Source organism: Neohoeflea coraliihabitans (assembly GCF_019334345.1).
GTDB classification, from domain to species: Bacteria; Pseudomonadota; Alphaproteobacteria; order Rhizobiales; family Rhizobiaceae; genus Pseudohoeflea; species Pseudohoeflea coraliihabitans.
In genome coordinates this window covers 384,759-401,772 of the sequence record NZ_JAHWQX010000003.1, presented here as the reverse complement: position 1 = coordinate 401,772, position 17,014 = coordinate 384,759, and the positions used below count along the sequence as shown (strand labels likewise).

17 protein-coding genes are annotated in these 17,014 nt (G+C 64.0%); 5 read left to right on the top strand and 12 right to left on the bottom strand.

The features are described 5' to 3' along the window. Positions 1-15: 15 nt before the first annotated feature. From KY465_RS18805 to KY465_RS12900, 12 genes are read right to left on the bottom strand one after another with little or no spacing between them, the layout of a single operon-like run. The gene (locus tag KY465_RS18805; protein WP_346432649.1) at positions 16-963 is read right to left on the bottom strand and encodes an NAD(P)-dependent oxidoreductase; all 948 of its coding nucleotides are present in this window, start codon (positions 961-963) and stop codon (positions 16-18) included. Further along, on the bottom strand, positions 894-1,658 hold the full coding sequence (locus tag KY465_RS12950; protein WP_219202114.1) for an SDR family NAD(P)-dependent oxidoreductase: 765 nt from the start codon (positions 1,656-1,658) through the stop codon (positions 894-896). Before KY465_RS12950 ends, KY465_RS18805 begins: the two co-directional genes overlap by 70 nt. After that, positions 1,659-3,704 carry an oxidoreductase gene (locus KY465_RS12945; RefSeq protein ID WP_219202113.1) on the bottom strand — a complete coding sequence of 682 codons (2,046 nt, stop codon included), beginning with the start codon at positions 3,702-3,704 and terminating at the stop codon, positions 1,659-1,661. A gap of 4 nt (positions 3,705-3,708) precedes the next feature. Continuing rightward, positions 3,709-4,521, bottom strand: a complete 813-nt coding sequence (locus tag KY465_RS12940) for an enoyl-CoA hydratase/isomerase family protein (protein WP_219202112.1) — start codon at positions 4,519-4,521, stop codon at positions 3,709-3,711. Positions 4,522-4,546: 25 nt separating this feature from the next. Further along, positions 4,547-5,326 carry an SDR family oxidoreductase gene (locus KY465_RS12935; protein WP_219202111.1) on the bottom strand — a complete coding sequence of 260 codons (780 nt, stop codon included), beginning with the start codon at positions 5,324-5,326 and terminating at the stop codon, positions 4,547-4,549. 9 nt (positions 5,327-5,335) lie between these two features. Next, on the bottom strand, positions 5,336-7,273 hold the full coding sequence (locus KY465_RS12930) for an AMP-binding protein (protein WP_219202110.1): 1,938 nt from the start codon (positions 7,271-7,273) through the stop codon (positions 5,336-5,338). A 2-nt stretch (positions 7,274-7,275) separates the two neighbouring features. After that, on the bottom strand, positions 7,276-7,998 hold the full coding sequence (locus KY465_RS12925) for an ABC transporter ATP-binding protein (RefSeq protein ID WP_219202109.1): 723 nt from the start codon (positions 7,996-7,998) through the stop codon (positions 7,276-7,278). Beyond that, the gene (locus tag KY465_RS12920; protein WP_219202108.1) at positions 7,988-8,731 is read right to left on the bottom strand and encodes an ABC transporter ATP-binding protein; all 744 of its coding nucleotides are present in this window, start codon (positions 8,729-8,731) and stop codon (positions 7,988-7,990) included. Before KY465_RS12920 ends, KY465_RS12925 begins: the two co-directional genes overlap by 11 nt. After that, positions 8,721-9,659, bottom strand: a complete 939-nt coding sequence (locus KY465_RS12915) for a branched-chain amino acid ABC transporter permease (RefSeq protein ID WP_219202107.1) — start codon at positions 9,657-9,659, stop codon at positions 8,721-8,723. The genes KY465_RS12920 and KY465_RS12915 overlap by 11 nt, the downstream gene beginning before the upstream one ends. Continuing rightward, positions 9,652-10,527 (bottom strand): branched-chain amino acid ABC transporter permease, encoded by an 876-nt coding sequence (locus tag KY465_RS12910; RefSeq protein ID WP_219202106.1) that lies wholly within the window; start codon positions 10,525-10,527, stop codon positions 9,652-9,654. Before KY465_RS12910 ends, KY465_RS12915 begins: the two co-directional genes overlap by 8 nt. A gap of 36 nt (positions 10,528-10,563) precedes the next feature. Continuing rightward, positions 10,564-11,751, bottom strand: coding sequence for an ABC transporter substrate-binding protein (locus KY465_RS12905; RefSeq protein ID WP_219202105.1), 1,188 nt, complete (start codon positions 11,749-11,751; stop codon positions 10,564-10,566). A gap of 51 nt (positions 11,752-11,802) precedes the next feature. Then, positions 11,803-13,050, bottom strand: a complete 1,248-nt coding sequence (locus KY465_RS12900) for a CaiB/BaiF CoA transferase family protein (protein ID WP_219202104.1) — start codon at positions 13,048-13,050, stop codon at positions 11,803-11,805. A gap of 108 nt (positions 13,051-13,158) precedes the next feature. Between KY465_RS12900 and KY465_RS12895 the strand changes: the two genes are divergently transcribed. Genes KY465_RS12895 through KY465_RS12875 form a run of 5 tightly spaced genes read left to right on the top strand, consistent with a single transcriptional unit; the run spans position 13,159 to position 17,007 of the window. Continuing rightward, a complete protein-coding gene (locus tag KY465_RS12895) occupies positions 13,159-14,004 on the top strand; it encodes an IclR family transcriptional regulator (RefSeq protein ID WP_219202103.1) in 846 nt (281 codons plus the stop codon). Further along, a complete protein-coding gene (locus tag KY465_RS12890) occupies positions 14,004-14,423 on the top strand; it encodes a hotdog family protein (protein ID WP_219202102.1) in 420 nt (139 codons plus the stop codon). Before KY465_RS12895 ends, KY465_RS12890 begins: the two co-directional genes overlap by 1 nt. A gap of 48 nt (positions 14,424-14,471) precedes the next feature. Further along, positions 14,472-14,933, top strand: coding sequence for a MaoC family dehydratase (locus KY465_RS12885; RefSeq protein WP_219202101.1), 462 nt, complete (start codon positions 14,472-14,474; stop codon positions 14,931-14,933). Next, positions 14,930-16,087 carry an acyl-CoA dehydrogenase family protein gene (locus KY465_RS12880; protein ID WP_219202100.1) on the top strand — a complete coding sequence of 386 codons (1,158 nt, stop codon included), beginning with the start codon at positions 14,930-14,932 and terminating at the stop codon, positions 16,085-16,087. The genes KY465_RS12885 and KY465_RS12880 overlap by 4 nt, the downstream gene beginning before the upstream one ends. Continuing rightward, positions 16,087-17,007, top strand: a complete 921-nt coding sequence (locus tag KY465_RS12875) for an SDR family NAD(P)-dependent oxidoreductase (protein ID WP_255561655.1) — start codon at positions 16,087-16,089, stop codon at positions 17,005-17,007. Before KY465_RS12880 ends, KY465_RS12875 begins: the two co-directional genes overlap by 1 nt. Positions 17,008-17,014 lie beyond the last annotated feature (7 nt).

The window sequence follows — 17,014 nt, the reverse complement described above, 5'->3', positions numbered from 1 at the left end:
GTCCGGCACGACAAGTCAGCTCTTGCGATCTGCGCCGGCCACCACGCTCCAGGTCTCATAGGTTTCGTCGCCGACACCGGCCAGCATCTTTTTCAGCGCATGCGTCATCGGCAGCGGTCCGGAGTTCTCGCCGATCGACAAGGCGAGGTCGATGTCCTTGCGCAGGATCGATTGCAGCGAATCGAAGTCGCGGCGCGTTGACGCCCACGCCGTGTAGGCTTCGGCCGCATCATTCGGCCCGGCGGTCAGGAAATTGCGCCCGGTGCCGGCCTCGAACACCTCCATCGCTTCGGGCAGGAACAGCCCGTTGTCGAGCCCGATGCGATAGGCTTCCGCAGCGGTCATCAGGATCGAGATCCCGACCAGATTGTTGACGATCTTCGTCGCCTGCCCGGATCCCAGCGCTCCGCAATAGAAGATCTTCTCGCCCATCGCCTGCATCAGTGGCCGCACCGCATCGCAGTCCTCTCGCGCTCCGCCCATGATGATCGCCAGCGTTCCCTCGCGGGCCTTGACGACGCCGCCACTGATCGGCGCATCGATGATCGCCAGCCCGTAGGGCTCGATCTGGCGCGCGAAGTCCTGCATCGAATCGGGGGCAAGCGTGCCCATCAGCACGATCATCGGCTTGGCATCGCCCAGGCCGGATATCACCCCGCCCTCCCCGAACAGCACGGAGCGTGCCTGATCAGGCGTCGCAACGAGTATGATCACGACATCGCAATTTGCGCAGGCGGCGGCACTGTCGGTGGTGGCAATCCCTTTTTCCGAAAATGGCGCCAATGCTTCTGGGCTTCGATCGCACACCGTCAGCGTGAAACCGGCCGCGTGGATGTTCATCGCCATCGGCGCGCCCATGGCGCCGACGCCGATCACCGCAACGCTTTTAACGCTCATTGCGCGCCTCCGTGAATGGTCACCCCGGAATCCACCGACAGCACCTGGCCGGTGACGACGCGGGATTCCTCGGCAGCCAGATACACCGCCATCTCGGCAATATCGATCGGCTGGCACGGGCCGAGCAGGTGAATGTCGGCCAGAAGCCGGATTTCCTCGCGCTCGGCCATGATGCGCTCGGCCCGCGGCGTCAGCACCAGGCCCGGCGCGATGGCGTTGACGCGGATCCGGTCCGGTGCGTATTCCACCGCCATCGAGCGGGTCATCGACGCAACGCCCCCCTTCGCCGCCGTATAGCAATCGCGCTCGGTCAGCGCCATCAGCGCCGCCATCGAGGACATGTTGATCACCGATCCGCCACCGGCCCTGGCGATCTCCGGAATGGCGTATTTGCAGCACAGGAAGGTGCCGTACAGATCAAGCTTGATCACCCGCCAGAACTCCTCGTCCGGCGCCTCGGTCACCCGCCCGTCCGCCCGGCTCGAGCCGCCGGCAATGTTGCACAGCGTATCGAGCCGCCCGAAGCGCTCAATGGTGCGCGCGATGCCCGCCTTGACGCTGTCCGGGTCGGTGATGTCACAGACGAGACCGAGACCGTTGTCGCCGGCCTCGGCTTCCGCCAGCGTTTCCTCGACGCTGTCGGCGCTGATGTCGGCCGCCACGATGCGCGCCCCCTCCTCGATATAGCGCCGGCACACCGCCCGGCCGATACCGCCTGCCGCCCCGGTGATGAACGCCACCTTGCCCGCAAGTCTTGCCATTTATCTCTCCTCCCCGATCATCCATCCGGCGCGTTCGCCATCGACGATCGCCACATCCGCCTGCCGCGGCGCCAGCGCATCGCCAATGATGAAGGTCTCAAGGCCCAGCGCTTCGCAGTCTGCCGCCATGCTGTTTTGCGCCACATTGCCCATCGCCAGCACCACTGGGCCGCCATGCGCCCTGAAATGCGTCCCGCCACCGAAGCGGTCTTCGCATTCGAGCCCGTCTTCGGTCACCGCCGTGACGAAGGTGGAGGCCATGGTGGCGATGCCGAGCGACGCCAGACGCCGGTACAGATGCGGCGCATGGTGCACCGGCAGATCGGCTCCCGCATGCATGTGCGGCGTGATGATTGTCACCCGGCAGCCTCTCCCGGCAAGCTTCTCCGCCGCCGCCGTGCCGGACAGATGCGGATCATCCTCGATGACCACCACGTCTCCGGCAAACAATTCCGGCCGCTCGAAGACATCGAAAACCGTGTGCACACGCGCGTCATCGGCACCACCTATCCCCGCGGCGCCGGGCCTGAGCGACGTGTAGCCATCGCGGCGCGGCACCGAGCCGGTGGCAATGATCGCGGTCTCGAAACCCGCCCCGGCAATCCCTGCCGCATCGGCGTCTTGCCCAAGCCGGATCTCGACCCCGGCGCGCCGGAGCATTTCCTCCTGCCACAGGTGAATCTCGGCATAGCCGCGCCGTGACGTCACCGACGCCGTCATCAGGTTCTGGCCACCGAGCGCTGCGTTCCTTTCGAACACCACGACCTGATGGCCGCGCTCGGCCGCCACGCGTGCCGCCGCCATTCCCGCCGGGCCGCCACCGATCACCGCGACCTTCCGCGCTGTTTGCGCTGGCCGCATCGATCCGATGCCGATCTGCGCTTCGCGTCCGACCGCCGGATTGTGGATGCAGCCGACACCGCGCCCCCGGTCGAGACCGACAATGCAGGTCTGGTTGGAATAGGTGCAGATGCGGATCGCCGCCCGGTCGCCACGCTCGGCCTTCACCGGCAGTTCCGGATCCGAAATCAGGGCGCGCGCCATGCCGATGAAGTCGGCCTGGCCGGCAGCCAGCACCGCCTCGGCATCCTCGGGCGTCGCAATGCGCGAACTCACGCAGACCGGCAGACCGGCAGCAGCCTCCCTGATCTGCCCGGCATAGGAGGCAAATTGCGCTTCCGGCGCCGAAATGTCGGATATCCAGCCCGGATAATGCAGCGACGTCAGACCGCTGACATTGACATAGCTGGCGCCCTGATCGCGCAGCCGCGTGGCAATCTCGATCGAATCCTCGATCTGCAAGCCGCCCGGCACGTCATCGACACTGTTCATGCGCACGCCGATCAGGAAATCGCTGCCCGCCGCCTTGCGCACCGCCGCCAGGGTTTCGCTGAGAAACCGCATGCGGTTGTCGAGATTGCCGCCGTACGCATCGCTGCGCTTGTTGGTGGCCGGCGACAGGAATTCATGCAGCAGGTAGCCCTGCGCCGCAAACAGTTCGACACCGGCCGCGCCCGCTTCCTGCAGATTGCGCGCCGCGTCGACCATCGTCTCGATATATTCGGCAATATCGCCGTGGTCCATTTCCTTGGGGATTTCGCCGGTGCGCGGGCATGGCAGCGGCGATGGCGCAAACAGCGGCAGCGAGAACTGCGTCGTGCCGGGTGAGCGCAATTGCCGTCCGCTGGCATTCAGCTGTGAGACAAAATGCGCGCCTTGCGCCTTGATATCGCTGATCATCTGGCGGTAGTGCGGCTGCAGGGAGAAATCATTGGCCAGATCGAGACCGCCGAACGGCGTCGTCTCCAGTGCGCCGCCCCAGCTGCCCTGCCGCCGCCATGAATCCGGCATCAGGAAATTCGACATGATGATCAGGGCGGCGCCGCCCTTCGCCCGCTCGACATGGTAGGCCATGGTGCGCTCGATCGCCGACCCGTAGCCGGCGCCGAACATCACCGCATGCGGCATCATCGCGATGCGGTTGCGCAAGGTCACATGACCAAGCTCGAACGGCGTGAACAGACGGCGGTACGGGCTCTCGGTCATCGGCTCAGAACGGCGCTTTTTTCGGAAAATTCGGCGGCCGCTTCTCGCTGAACGAAGCCAGTCCTTCGCGCGGATCGTCACCGGAGAATCCGAGCATTTCCAATGCCAGCGACGTATCGAAGGTCGGACCGGCCATGCGCAGCCAGTTGTTCAGGGCGTATTTCGTCCAGCTGATCGCCGCGGGCGCGCCTTCGGCCAGGCGCGTGGCCACCTCCAGCGACTTGGATTCGAGCTCGTCATCCTCGACCGCCAGCGCCACGATGCCGAGCCGCTCCGCCATTTCGCCGGTCACCGGCTCGTTGAGCAAAAGATGATATTTTGCTTTCGCCATGCCGCATAAAAGCGGCCAGATGATCGCCGCATGGTCGCCGGCCGCCACCCCGAGCCGCACGTGCCCGTCCACCAGCTTGGCCTTGCGGGTAGCGATCGGAATATCCGAGACCAGCGCCGCGGCAAGCCCCGCACCGACCGCCGAGCCATTGATCGCCGAGACGATCGGCTTTGAGCAATTGATGATGTTGTAGACGAGATCGCGTGCCTCGCGCCACATATTGGCGCGTTCCTCGAAACTCTGCGTCAGCTTGTCGACGACCGCGAAATCGCCACCCGCCGAGAACGCCTTGCCCTTGCCGCACAGGAGGACGGCGCGCGTGTCCGCATCGCGGTCGACGACACGCCAGATATCGGCCAGTTCCCGGTGGCCGTCGGCATCGAGGGCATTCAGACGATCCGGACGGTTGAGCGTCAGACGCAACACGCCGTCAGCCGGGCGATCGACCAGGATCGACTTGAAAGGCGCATAGGCTTGCTCGGTCATGAAGGGCTCCAGGTCTGCGAGTGGGTCAGATCGAGCGGCGCGACGTCAACCCGCCATCGATGGTGATGATTGTGCCGGACGTGTAGCTCGAGCGCGGAGACGCCAGGAAGGCGAACAGATCGGCGACCTCGCGCACCGATGCGGCGCGTCCGAGCGGATAGGCTTCGAGAAGTTCCGTATAGCGGCTTTCATCGTCCCATTGTTCGATGGCGCGCTTTTTCATGATGTTGACGATACGATCCGTGGCAACCGGTCCCGGATTGATGCCGAGCACCCGGATTTTGTCGTCGAGGCTGCGTCCGCCGAGCGCCCGGCTGAAGCCCATCAGCGCCGCATTGCCGGTCGAGCCGGCGATATAGCGGAAATCGAAATTCTCGCCGCCATTGCCGATATTGTTCAGGATGACGCCGCCGCCCGCCTCCTTCATGCGCGGATAGACGGCCCGGCACAGGTCGATATAGCCAAAGACCTTGACCTCCCAGCCCTTGCGCCAGGCCTCACCGTCGACCTGCCAGAGATCGCCGCCGGGGATCGCGCCGGCATTGTTAACCAGCACATCGATCTGTCCCGCCGCCTCGATGATCGCCTGCGCCGCGTCGGGCGCTGCGATATCCTGCTCCTGGGTGATCACCTCAACGCCATGACTGCCCTGCAACCGTTCGGCCAGCGCCGCCAGCTTGTCCCGCGAGCGGGCCACCAGATGCAGCTTGCAGCCTTCCTCGGCAAACACCTCGGCCAGTCCTTCGCCGATGCCCTGCGAGGCACCGGTTATCACCACCGTCTTGCCGCTCAGCTTCAGATCCATGCGCGCCTCCTATGCCATCTCGATTGTCTTGGCGATGTCATCGATCGCTTCCGGATTGACCAGCGACGACAGATCCCCCGGCGGCTGGCCGGAATAGACGCTGCGGATGACCCGCCGCATGATCTTTGAGCTGCGTGTCTTGGGCAGCTGATCGACAATATAGATGGCGCGCGGCTTGAACGGCCGCCCGAGCCGCTCCTGAATGCGCGCCGCCGCCAGCTCCCGGATGTCCTCGCGCGCGCCTTCGCAAGTGATGAAGGCGACGATCGCCTGCCCTTTCGTCGCGTCCTCGGCACCGATCACCGCCGCTTCGACGACGCCGTCGATCTCCACCAGGATTTCCTCGACCTCGCCGGGGCCGACGCGTTTGCCGGCCACCTTGATCGTGTCGTCGGAACGTCCGAGCATGAAATAGTGACCGTCCTCGGTCCGCATGGCCAGATCGCCGTGGATCCAGATCCCCGGCACCGTCTGCCAATAGGTCTCGAGATAGCGCTCCTCGTCCTGCCAGAACGCCGCCGTCATCCCGGTGAACGGCGCCCGGATTGCCAGTTCGCCGATCGTTCCGGTCACCGAAGCACCGCTCGGGTCGACCACATCGACAGCCACGCCCGGCGAGCGCGCATTGAATCCGCCCGGCACGATCGGCTTGGTGACGACACTGGAGAGCAGCCCGCCCGACACTTCCGTGCCCCCCGTGTAGTTGATCAGCGGGCATTCGCCGCGCCCGAAATGTTTCTCGAACCAGACAAAATGCTCCGGCGCGATGGCCTCGCCGGCGGTGATCAGGATCTTCAGGCGCGACAGATCGGCGCTGGTGGCGATGTCCTGGTGCGCCGCCAGGCCGCGGATCAGCGTCGGCGCCGAGCCGAAATGCGTCGCCTTGTGCCGCGCGACCAGCTTGCCCATGCGCGACCAGTCCGGATAATCCGGCGCCCCGTCATAGCACACCAGCGTCGCACCGCGCAGCAGCGCCGCCGACAGGATCAGCGCTCCGGCGATCCAGCCCATATCGGCGGGCCAGCAGAACACGTCGCCCGGCCCGACGTCGAAATGCACCGCCGAATCATGCGCGATCTTCACCGGGAAACCGCCATGCACATGCACCGCGCCCTTCGGCTTGCCGGTGGTTCCCGAGGTGAAGATGACCATGAAGGGGTCATCCGGCGACATGCGTTCCGACGCTCCGGCATCGTCCGACGTCTGCGCCAGGCTGTGCCAGTCGACACTGCCTGGCGGCGTGTCGCCAGGCGCGGAAGGATCGTCGGCGGACCGCTTGAGAATGAGAAACTCCAGACCATTCAGGTCCTCTTGCACCGCCGCAAGCGTCTCGGCGGTCGCCACGAAGCGGCCGCGCCGCTGGAACCCGGTTGTGGTGATCAGCGCCCGCGCGCCGCAGGGCTTCAGGCGCGAGACGATCGCGTCGCTGCCAAAGCCGCTGAACAGCGGCACCACGATGGCACCGATATAGGCAATGGCCAGCAGCGACACCGAGGCCTCGATGCCGTTTTCCATCAAGAGCCCGATGCGATCGCCGCGTTTCAGCCCCAGCGACTTCAGGCCAGCGGCGAAGGCGCGTACCTCGTCACCGAGTTCGCCATAGGTCACGCTGCGGCAGGCGCCGCTCTCGCTCTCGCCGACAATGGCGGTGCGCTCGCGCGCCTCCGCATTGTCGAGCACCATGTCGACCCAGTTCAGTTCGCCGCCGACAAACCACGAGGGAAAAGGGGCGCCGCGGGAGACATCGCAATAACGCTGATAGTCCTTGCTGAAACGCACGCCGCAGAAATCGACGATCTCGCGCCAATAGGCTTCCGGCTGCTCAAGCGAGAAATCGTACAGCGCTTCGAAATCCGCAACGCCAAGGCGCTTCGCCAGCGCCGTCACCTGGGCGTTGTCGATATAGCCGGAGGTCGGCTGCCAGATATTGTCTGCATCAAGGGCCATGCTCAGATTCCCAGATAGGCGCGCTGCACCTCTTCGCTTTCCGCCAGAATGCTTGCCTTGTCGCTGCTCACGATTGCGCCGCCTTCGAGAATATAGCCGTAATCGGCCACATCGAGCGCCGTCTCGGCATTCTGTTCGACCAGCAGGATGTTGACACCGCTGGCGGCAATCGTCGTCACCAGTTCGGCAATCCGGTCGACGATCGCCGGCGCCAGTCCGATCGTCGGCTCGTCGAGCAGCAGCATTTTCGGCGCGCTCATCAGAGCGCGCGCCACGGCGATCATCTGCTGCTGACCGCCGCTGAAGGTCGATGCCTGCGTCGACAGCCGATCACGCAGTTCGGGAAACAGATCGAGCACCCGCTCGAGATCGGCGCGCACCGCCTTGGCGTCGTTGCGAGAGAAGGCGCCCATTTCGAGGTTTTCCAGGAGCGTCATCTCGCCAAACAGGCGCCGCCCCTCGGGCACGACGGAAAGCCCCTTGGCCACCAGCTTGTCGGGCGCCTGACCGGTCACATCCTCGCCGAACAGTTCAACGCGCCCGGCGGTCGGCGCCACCAGCCCGCAGATCGTCTTGATCAGCGTCGACTTGCCGGCGCCGTTGGCGCCGATGATGGTGACGATCTGGCCCGTCTCTACCGCCATGTCGATCGCGTTGATCGCCGGCACGACACCGTAGCGCGCCGAAAGCCCGCTGACTTTCAGAGGAAGAGGATCAGTTTGCATGGCGGTGCCCCAGATAGGCTTCGATGACCGATTTATCGGCACGGATCTCGGCAGGCGTGCCGGAGGCCAGCACCTGCCCGTGATGCAGGACGACAATGCGGTCGCACACCTTCATCACGGCTTTCATATTGTGTTCGACCAAGAGCACCGAGCAGCCATGCTCGTCGCGGATTTTTTCAAGCACCGCCAGCGTGTTGGCAACCTCCGTCTGGTTCAGGCCGGTCAGCGGCTCGTCAAGGCACAAAAGGCGCGGCCGAGCGGCAAAGGCGATGCCGATCGACACCAGGCGCTGGATGCCATGCGGCAGGGTACCTGCCTCCTCGCTCAGATACGGCGTCAGACCGAGCATCTCGGCGGTCTCGGCGGCGCGTTCGCGCCGCTTGCCGGCGCCGCGGACCCCGTGGATCGTGCCGAGCAGGATATTGTCGCGCACGCTCATGCTCGGCATCAGGCTGCCATGCTGGAAGGTGCGCACCAGACCCATGCGGCTGATGGTCAGCGGTGACTTGCCGGTGCAGTTCTCGCCAAACACTGTCAGCTTGCCCGCCGACGGCTTGTAAAAGCCGCTGATCAGATTGAACGTCGTCGACTTGCCGGCGCCGTTCGGACCGATCAGCCCGAGAATTTCTCCCGGAAGGATATCGAAATCGACGTCGGAGACCGCCACCAGACCGCCGAAGCGGCGGGTCAGTCCCTCGGTGCGCAGAAGCGCTTCCTTGCCCTCATGCTGCATGTCGCTTGCCTTTCCCCATCAGCCGGTCACGGCCGCGCCGCAACAGGCCGGTGATTCCCTCGGGCATCAACAGGACCGCCAGGATGACGGCGGCGCCATAGAAGATGTGCTCGTGTCCGCCAAGGCCGAGCGCGTAGCTGCCGAGAACGACCAGCAAGACCGCGCCGACCAGCGGACCGACGATGTTGTCTTCGCCGCCCACCTTGACATAGGCCAGCGCGAAGGCCGCCAGCAGGAAGCTGAAATCGCCGGGGCTGATGACATTGTTGGTCACCGCGTGCAGGCTGCCGGCCATGCCGGCGGCGAACGAGGCGATGGCAAAACAGGCGATCTTGACGAACAGGATGTTCAGCCCGACCGTCCGCGCCACATCCTCATTGTCGCGGATGGCGGTCAGGATCTTTCCGAAGTCGGAGCGCTCGAGCAGATAAAGCCCGAAGATCATCAGCGCCACGACCGCCATGACGAAGGTCGGCATCCAGGGATCGAAGGCGATCGGCGGAAAGATCCCGACCATGCCGGAATTGCCACCCAGCACCATGCTTTTCGAATAGACGATGCGCACCGCCTCCGTGAAGGCGAAGCCGATCAGCAGGAAATAGGGTCCCTTGGTGCGCAGCGTGATATAGCCGAACACGATGCTGACCAGCGCCGCGACGATGCCCCCGAGCACCAGCGCCACCAGGAACGGCCATTCGAGGATGGTGATCGCCGATCCGGCCGTATACGCCCCGATGCCGACAAAGGCGGCGGTGGCGAAATTCAACTCGCCGATCAGCATCACGAAGCGCAGGCTGACGGCGATCAGCGCGGCGATCGACACGATGTTGACGACGCTCGCGACATAGGGATCGCTGACCAGCAGCGTTGCGCCGAGCACCAGGGCGATACCGAAGAACCAGTATGGAAGCTTGAGATTCTCACCCATGGCCGAGCAGCCCCTTCGGTCTTACGAGCAGGACGACGATCACCAGGACAAAGATGGCGATGGTCGCGGATGTCGGGTCCAGATAAAAGCCGCCGAAAGTTTCGATGGCCGCGACGAACAGCGCGCCGAGAATGGCGCCCGGAATGCTGCCCAGGCCGCCGACGATCACTGCAATGAACCCCTTGATCAGATAGTCGGCGCCGATGACCGGCGTGACGATGGAAATCGGCGCGATCAGGGCTCCGGCGAGCGCCGCCAGAGCGGCGGCGATCATGAAGCCGGCAAGCGCCATGCGATTATACGGCACGCCCTGCAGCATCGCCGCTTCGTGGTCGAGTGAGACCGCGCGCAGCGCCTTGCCGAGTTTCGTCTTGGTCAGCGCCCAGTACAGGATGGCGGTAATGAGTATCGCCATGGCGCACAGGAACAAGCGCTGGATGGTCACCGAAGCACCGAGAATTTCGGCGTTGCCGGGCAAAATTTCCGGCACCGGACGGACGGCACCGCCGAAAATTTCCAAAAGGATGCCGTCCAGAAGCAGAACCAGGCCGATCGACAGGATGAAGGACCCCACCATGTCGCGTTGGAAATACTTGAATCCGAACACGTACATGACGTAGCCCAACGCCATCGAGACGGCCACGCCGGCCACCACCGCAAGCAGATAGGCAGGCAGCACGGGAAACCCCCGTGCTGCAAGCCATGAGACCACCGTAGCCACAACCAGAGCCGACACGGCGAACAGATGTCCGTGGGCGAAGTTCACGATCCGCATGACGCCAAAGATGATCGTCAGGCCGAGCGAGAACAGGATGTAGACGGCGCCGATCTGCAGGCTCGTCAGAATGAGCTGTATTGCGATTTGCATGGCCAGCGTCGCTTTCTCAGTTCACACGTACCGGCGTTACTTGCCGGACGGGACGACTCGGTCCAGTTCGACCAGTTCGCCATCCTGAATCTGGGTGACGATCACCGGCAGCTGCATCTGCTGCTTGGAACCGTAGGAATCCACGCCGTAAAAGCCGATTTCACTGCCGTAGAAGGTGCGGAAGGTGACATCGGGCATCACTTCTGCCACTTCCTTCGGATCGACGCTCTGCGCCTTCTCCATGGCCGCCTTCAGGGCATAGACCGAATCGTAGAAGCCGATATGGATGGCGTTCAGCGATTCACCGATATCCGCCTTGGCTTCCTCGTTCACCTCACGCTGGTGATCCGAGATGTCGTCGCCGGCAAAGGACACGGCAGCGCCCATATACACGCCCTCGACCGCATCGCCGCCGGTGGCCTTCAGCGCATCGGCGCCCGTGCCCACTTCGACGACCTTGACGCCATCCCAGCCGAGTGCATCGAGTTCGCGAAACACGGCGCCGGCATCAGCGGGAGGCGAACCACCCAGATCGATGATGTCGGGGTCAAGCGCTGCAAGACGCGTGGCGATCGGCTGGAACTCGGTGGTGCCGCGCTCATAGAAATCGCTGGTCAGGATCTCGATACCGGTGTCCTGCCAGACCTTGTTGGCGACTTCTTCGGTTTCCTGGCCCGAGGCATCGTTCGGGTTCAGCATCGCCAGCGTCTTGGCCTCCGGATGCGCTTCGCTCACATAGGGGATGAGGTTCGGCAGAATTTCGAACGGTGTGTTCATCTGCGTGAAGGTGAGCGGGTACTTCGGACCCTTGATGCTCGAACCCCAGGCTGTGGTGAACAACAAAACGCCCTGGCGCTCGGTCAGAGACTGCATCGCCTTCACCGGCGCGGTGCCGAGGCTGCCCCCGATGAACTTGACGCCTTCGCGATTGAGCAGCGTCTGCGCGACCTTGGTGCCTTCGGCGGCATTGTACTTGTTGTCATAGGCGACGCATTCGAAATTGTAGCTGGTGTCACCGACCTTGACGCCGCCAGCCTCATTGATTTCGCTGGCTGCCCGGTTGCACATGAACACCGAGCCCTTGCCCCAGATGGCACCACCACCCGAAAGCGGGGCCGACAGGCCGAGCTTGATCGTTTCCTGCGCACTGGCGATCGCCACCGAGCCCATCAGCCCGAGTGCGACGCCGAGAGCAAGCCTCTTGACGGTATTGGCTTTTGTCATTCCATTTCCTCCTCGTTGGCCGGACGGTTCCCGCCGCCCGGTTGACAGCCCTCAAAGGGCTGGTTGTGCAGACACCAGCCTGCGAATTTCATCTGGACCGTAGCCAAGTCCGGACAGCACCTCTTGCGAATGCGCACCAAGCCGCGGTGCCGTCTGGCCCCGCGTCTGCGATGCGGCCCGCGTCCGAATCGCCCTGGCGGCAATCGGCACCTCGACGCCGCCGTCGATGGCATCATTGCGGAAGAACCCGCCCGTGACGTTCTCGGGGGCTGTCAATGCGCCGGCCGGCGACAGAGCCGGACAGGCCGGAATACGCGCCGCCTCACATTGCGAAAGACACTCGGAAACGCTGCGTTCGCCGCACCATTCCGCCATGATCGCGCTCAGCGCGGCACCATTCTCGCCGCGCGCCAGATCCGAAGGAAAACGCGGATCCTCGGTCAGCTCCTCGCGTCCGACCAGACGCGTCCAGCGTGCGAACATGCCCTCGCCGATCACCTGCACCATCACCCAGCCGTCACGCGCCGCGAAAAGATCGGAAGGTCCGGCGATCGGACTGCGGTTGGCCTGCGCCTGGCGCTGCCGGGCCCCCGTCGCTTCCTCGATAAGCATCGGGTTCATCATCGTCAGCGCGGTCCCGAGCAGCGACGCCTGCACATGCTGGCCCTTGCCGGTCCGCTGGCGTTCATAGAGCGCCGAAACCGTTGCAAACGCCGCTGCCATCGCCGAACTGTAATCGACATAGGAGACCGCCGCCCGCATCGGCTGCGATCCGTCGCCGGTCAGATGCATGGCGCCGCTCAGTGCCTGCCCCGTACCGTCGAAGCCGATCCGGTCCTTCGACGGCCCCTCGAAGCCGAGGGCGGCGATCGTCGTTAAGATGATGTCCTCGCGCAGTGCGCGCAGCGTGTCATAGTCAAGACGTGCCCTCTTCAGGGCTGCCGGCGGCAGGTTGACGATGACCACATCCGATTGCGCCACCAGTTTCTCGAACGCCGCGCGTCCAACTTCGCTGGCAATATCAAGGGCCAGCGACTTCTTGTTGCGATTGACCTGCAGATACAGCGCGCCGCGGTCTTCAACGCCGATCGGCATGACATTGCGATCCGGCGCCCCGTCCGGCGTCTCGATGCGGATGACTTCCGCGCCCTGGTCGGCAAGCAGTGCCGCACAATAGGGCGCAGCGATGTAACGGCCGAGATCGAGCACTCTGATTCCCGCCAGTCCAAGCGCGCCCGAACCGGACCCGTCGCTCGATACTGCTTGCTCAGCCGCCTCTGAAACCCTGTGGTTCGACAAGTACTCGGTCCCGCTTTTCTTGCTTTGGGGCTTCACACAGCCGCTGCGTCTGTGCTAGCTATTCTCTATAGCGAATGCCATTCACGTTTTTCTGAAAGCCATTCATACATGAGTGTCACCGACGATCAAGCCCCCGCGACGAAATTGGTTGGAGCCGTCTCCAACGCGGTTTCGATCCTGCGATCGCTGGCCCAGGCGAGCGAGCCGGCGGGGGTTGCAGCCATTGCGCGCAACACCAATGTCAGTGTCTCCACGTGCTTCAACATCCTGCGAACGCTGGCCAGCGAGCGGCTGGTGGATTTCGATCCGATCGACAAGTCCTATCGCATCGGCCCGGGCGTGCTCGAGTTCTCGGTACCGCTGCTCGGCGTCAACCAGGTGGATCTCATCCGTCCCGAATTGCAGCGCCTGTCGGACCGGCACAACAGCCTGATCTGTCTGTGGCAGATCACCGAGAGCGAACGCGTCCTGCTCGTCGATCGCGTCTCGGCCGGCAAGACGATTCGCGTCGACATGTCCTTCGGCTCGCGGCTGCCGGCCTATGTCGGCGCTGTCGGGCGCTGCTATGCGGCACTCGCCGATCTCGACCGCAAAGAGTTGAAGAAGCGCTTCGATACCGTCCAGTGGCAATCGCCCCCGACCTTCGAGGCCTATCTCGAGGATGTCGAACGCGCCAAGTCGAACGGCTTCGCCTTTGATTTCGGCCAGTTGTTCATCGGCCTCGAGATTGCCGCCGCCATCGTCACCGACAGCACAGGCAAGACGCGGCTGGGGATCAGCGGCATCAATATTGCCGGTCAGTTGCAGCGCCGCGATGTCGAACGTCTCGCCGTCGACCTGCGCGATTCGGCCGATTGGATCAGCGAAACCCTGTTCGGCGTCTCCAAGGGCGTCCGCCAGGCCGGGCGCCGCGCCGCCGGTGCCGAGCCGGCCCCACCTTCGAGGCGCCCATGATGAGTGAAAGCCAAGCCCTCCCCCCAGCGCAGGACGAGGTCTGGACCTTCGAGCGCTTTTCGCCCGGCCTCGCTTTCGGTGAAACAACAATCCGGCTCGACCGTGCCCGGCTCGAACGCTGGCAGGCGATTTACGGCAAGGCCGGCGAAGATTCCGTGCCGCGCGGCCTGCTCGTCACCGCCATGATGGAGGCCTATCTCGATCTCATCCAGCCTCGCCCCCCGGGCAACATTCACGCCAGCCAGAAATTGACCTTCGGTCCGCGCGCGGCCCGCCTTAACGAGCCTCTGGCTTTGCATGTCACCTGTGGCGACAAGACAACGCGCAAGGGCCGCGGCTGGGTGACATTCGAGGTCACCGTGAAAGCCGGTGAGGACATGCTTCTGCGCGGCGAAATTCGCACCATCTGGGCGCGGTAGAGACCGGACGGCCGATGCGCCGCACGCAAAACAGACGAAAGACACACTATGGCGCACGCCCTCAATTCGCCTCTGCCGCAATCGATCATCGCCAGACAGATTGTCACCAGCGCCGCGATGGCCCAGGCCTATGCCGAATTGACCACCGACTTCAATCCGATCCATCTCGATCCGGACTTCGCAGCCGGCACGGCGTTTGGCGGACCGATCGTACATGGCACGCTCAGCCTCAATTTGCTGGTGACGGCCATCGAAGAGACTTTTGGCAACAATGCCGAACTTGCCGTCGATGTGCGCTTTGTCCGGCCGGTCCCGGTCGGCAGCTGCATTCGCGCCGGCGGTCACCTGCGCGACGCTGACACGCGCACCTACGAGATTTTTGTCGAGATGGAAGCCGGGGAGCGCGCCGTCGAAGGCACCTGCACCCTCGGCGCCTTGTCCCCGCCCCCGGCGGCCCCTGAAAATCCCCCGCCCCCGGCGCCCCCCGAAAACGGAGTATCTGCACCATGAGCGACGCCGTCGACGACGACACATTCAACCAGCTCAGGGACATGATCCAGCGCTTTGTCACCGAGCGGCTGGTGCCCAATGAACATCGCCTGGAAATCGATGACGAGATTCCCGAGGAGATCGTCGATGAAATGCGCCAGCTTGGCCTGTTCGGCCTGACCATTCCGCCCGAATATGGCGGCATCGGTCTGAATGCCCGCCAGGAAACCCAGATCGCCCAGATTTTTGGCCACACGGCCCTGGCCTTCCGCTCGCTGCTTGCCACCAATATCGGCATCGGTGCGCGCGGCCTGATCTTCGAGGGCACCGACGAGCAGAAGCAGCAATATCTGCCGTCTCTGGCCAGCGGCGAACTGATCTGTGCCTTTGCGCTGACCGAGCCGGACACCGGCTCCGATCCCGCCAACCTGACCACCCGCGCCGTGCGCGACGGCGACGATTACCTGATTTCCGGCACCAAGCGCTACATCACCAATGCCGAGCGCGCCGGCCTGTTCACCGTCATGGCGCGCAGCGAACCCGACAAGCCCGGTGCCGATGCGATCTCCGCCTTTCTCGTGCCGCGTGACACGCCCGGCGTGACGATCGGCAAGAAGGATCGCAAGATGGGACAGCGCGGCACCACGACCTCGGATGTCATGTTCGACAATGTCCGTGTCCCGGCCAGTGCCATCATCGGCCATCAGCCCGGCCGCGGCTTTCGCCTCGCCATGCGCGTTCTTGATCGCGGCCGCATTCATATCGCGGCGCTGGCCACCGGCGCCTGCGACCGCCTGATCACCGAAATGGTCAATTATGCCAAGGAACGCCGGCAGTTCGGCAAGGCGATCGCCGAATATCAGCTGATCCAGGCGATGATTGCCGACAGCTACACCGAATATCGCGCCTCCAAGGCCCTGGTCGAGGAAACGGCGGCGATCTACGACGCCAACGGCGCCGCGCGCACCGAGGCTTCCGCCGCCAAATATTTTGCCACCGAAGCGGTCGGCCGCGTCGCCGATCGCGCCGTGCAGGTGCATGGCGGCGCCGGTTACATGAGTGAATATGCGGTCGAGCGGTTCTACCGCGATGTGCGCCTGATGCGCATCTATGAAGGCACCAGCCAGATCCAGCAATTGTTGATCGCCCGCCAGGTTCTGAAAGGAGAAGGCTGATGAGAGGTCCATCCATGCTTGAGGATAAGGTCATCCTGGTCACCGGTGCCGGTGGCGGGATCGGCCGCGACATTGCCCTGATGGCCGGCGCCCACGGCGCCAGGGTCATCGTCAATGACATCGGCGCCAGTCTCAGCGGCGAAGGCGAGGATCGCGGACCGGCCGAAACCGTGGCCCAGGAGATCCGCGACGCCGGCGGTACCGCCACGATTAGCCTCGACAGCGTCGCCGATGCCGCCGGAGCGGGACGCATCGTCGAGACGGCGATGGACACCTATGGCCGCCTCGACGGCATCGTCAACAATGCGGGAATTCTGCGCGATACCTTCTTTCACAAGATGACTGAAGAGCAATGGGACCCAGTGCTCAAGGTGCATCTTTACGGCTCGTATTACGTCTCCCGCGCCGCCGCGCCGATCTTCAAGGCGCAGCAATCGGGGAGCATGGTGCACATGACCTCGACCTCGGGTCTGATCGGCAATCTCGCCCAGGCCAACTATTCCGCCGCCAAGCTCGGCATTGTCGGCCTGTCGAAATCCATCGCCCTCGACATGCAGCGCTTCGGCGTGCGCTCCAACTGCATCGCGCCCTTTGCCTGGAGCCGCATGATTTCCTCGATCAAGGTGGATTCGCCCGAGCAGCAGGAACGCGTCGACCGCCTGCAGCAGATGACGCCGGCGAAAGTCGCGCCGCTCGCCGTCTATCTGCTCTCCGATGATGCCGAGACCGTCTCGGCGCAGATATTTGCCGTGCGCAACAACGAGATCTTCCTGTTCAGCCAGCCGCGCCCGGTGCGCTCGGTCCACAACAGCGAGGGCTGGACCCCTGAGCAGATCGCCAGCCAGGCCATGCCGGCCCTGTCGGCGAGCTTTCATCCGCTCGAAGTGTCCGCCGACGTCTTTTCTTGGGACCCGATCTGACAGTTTA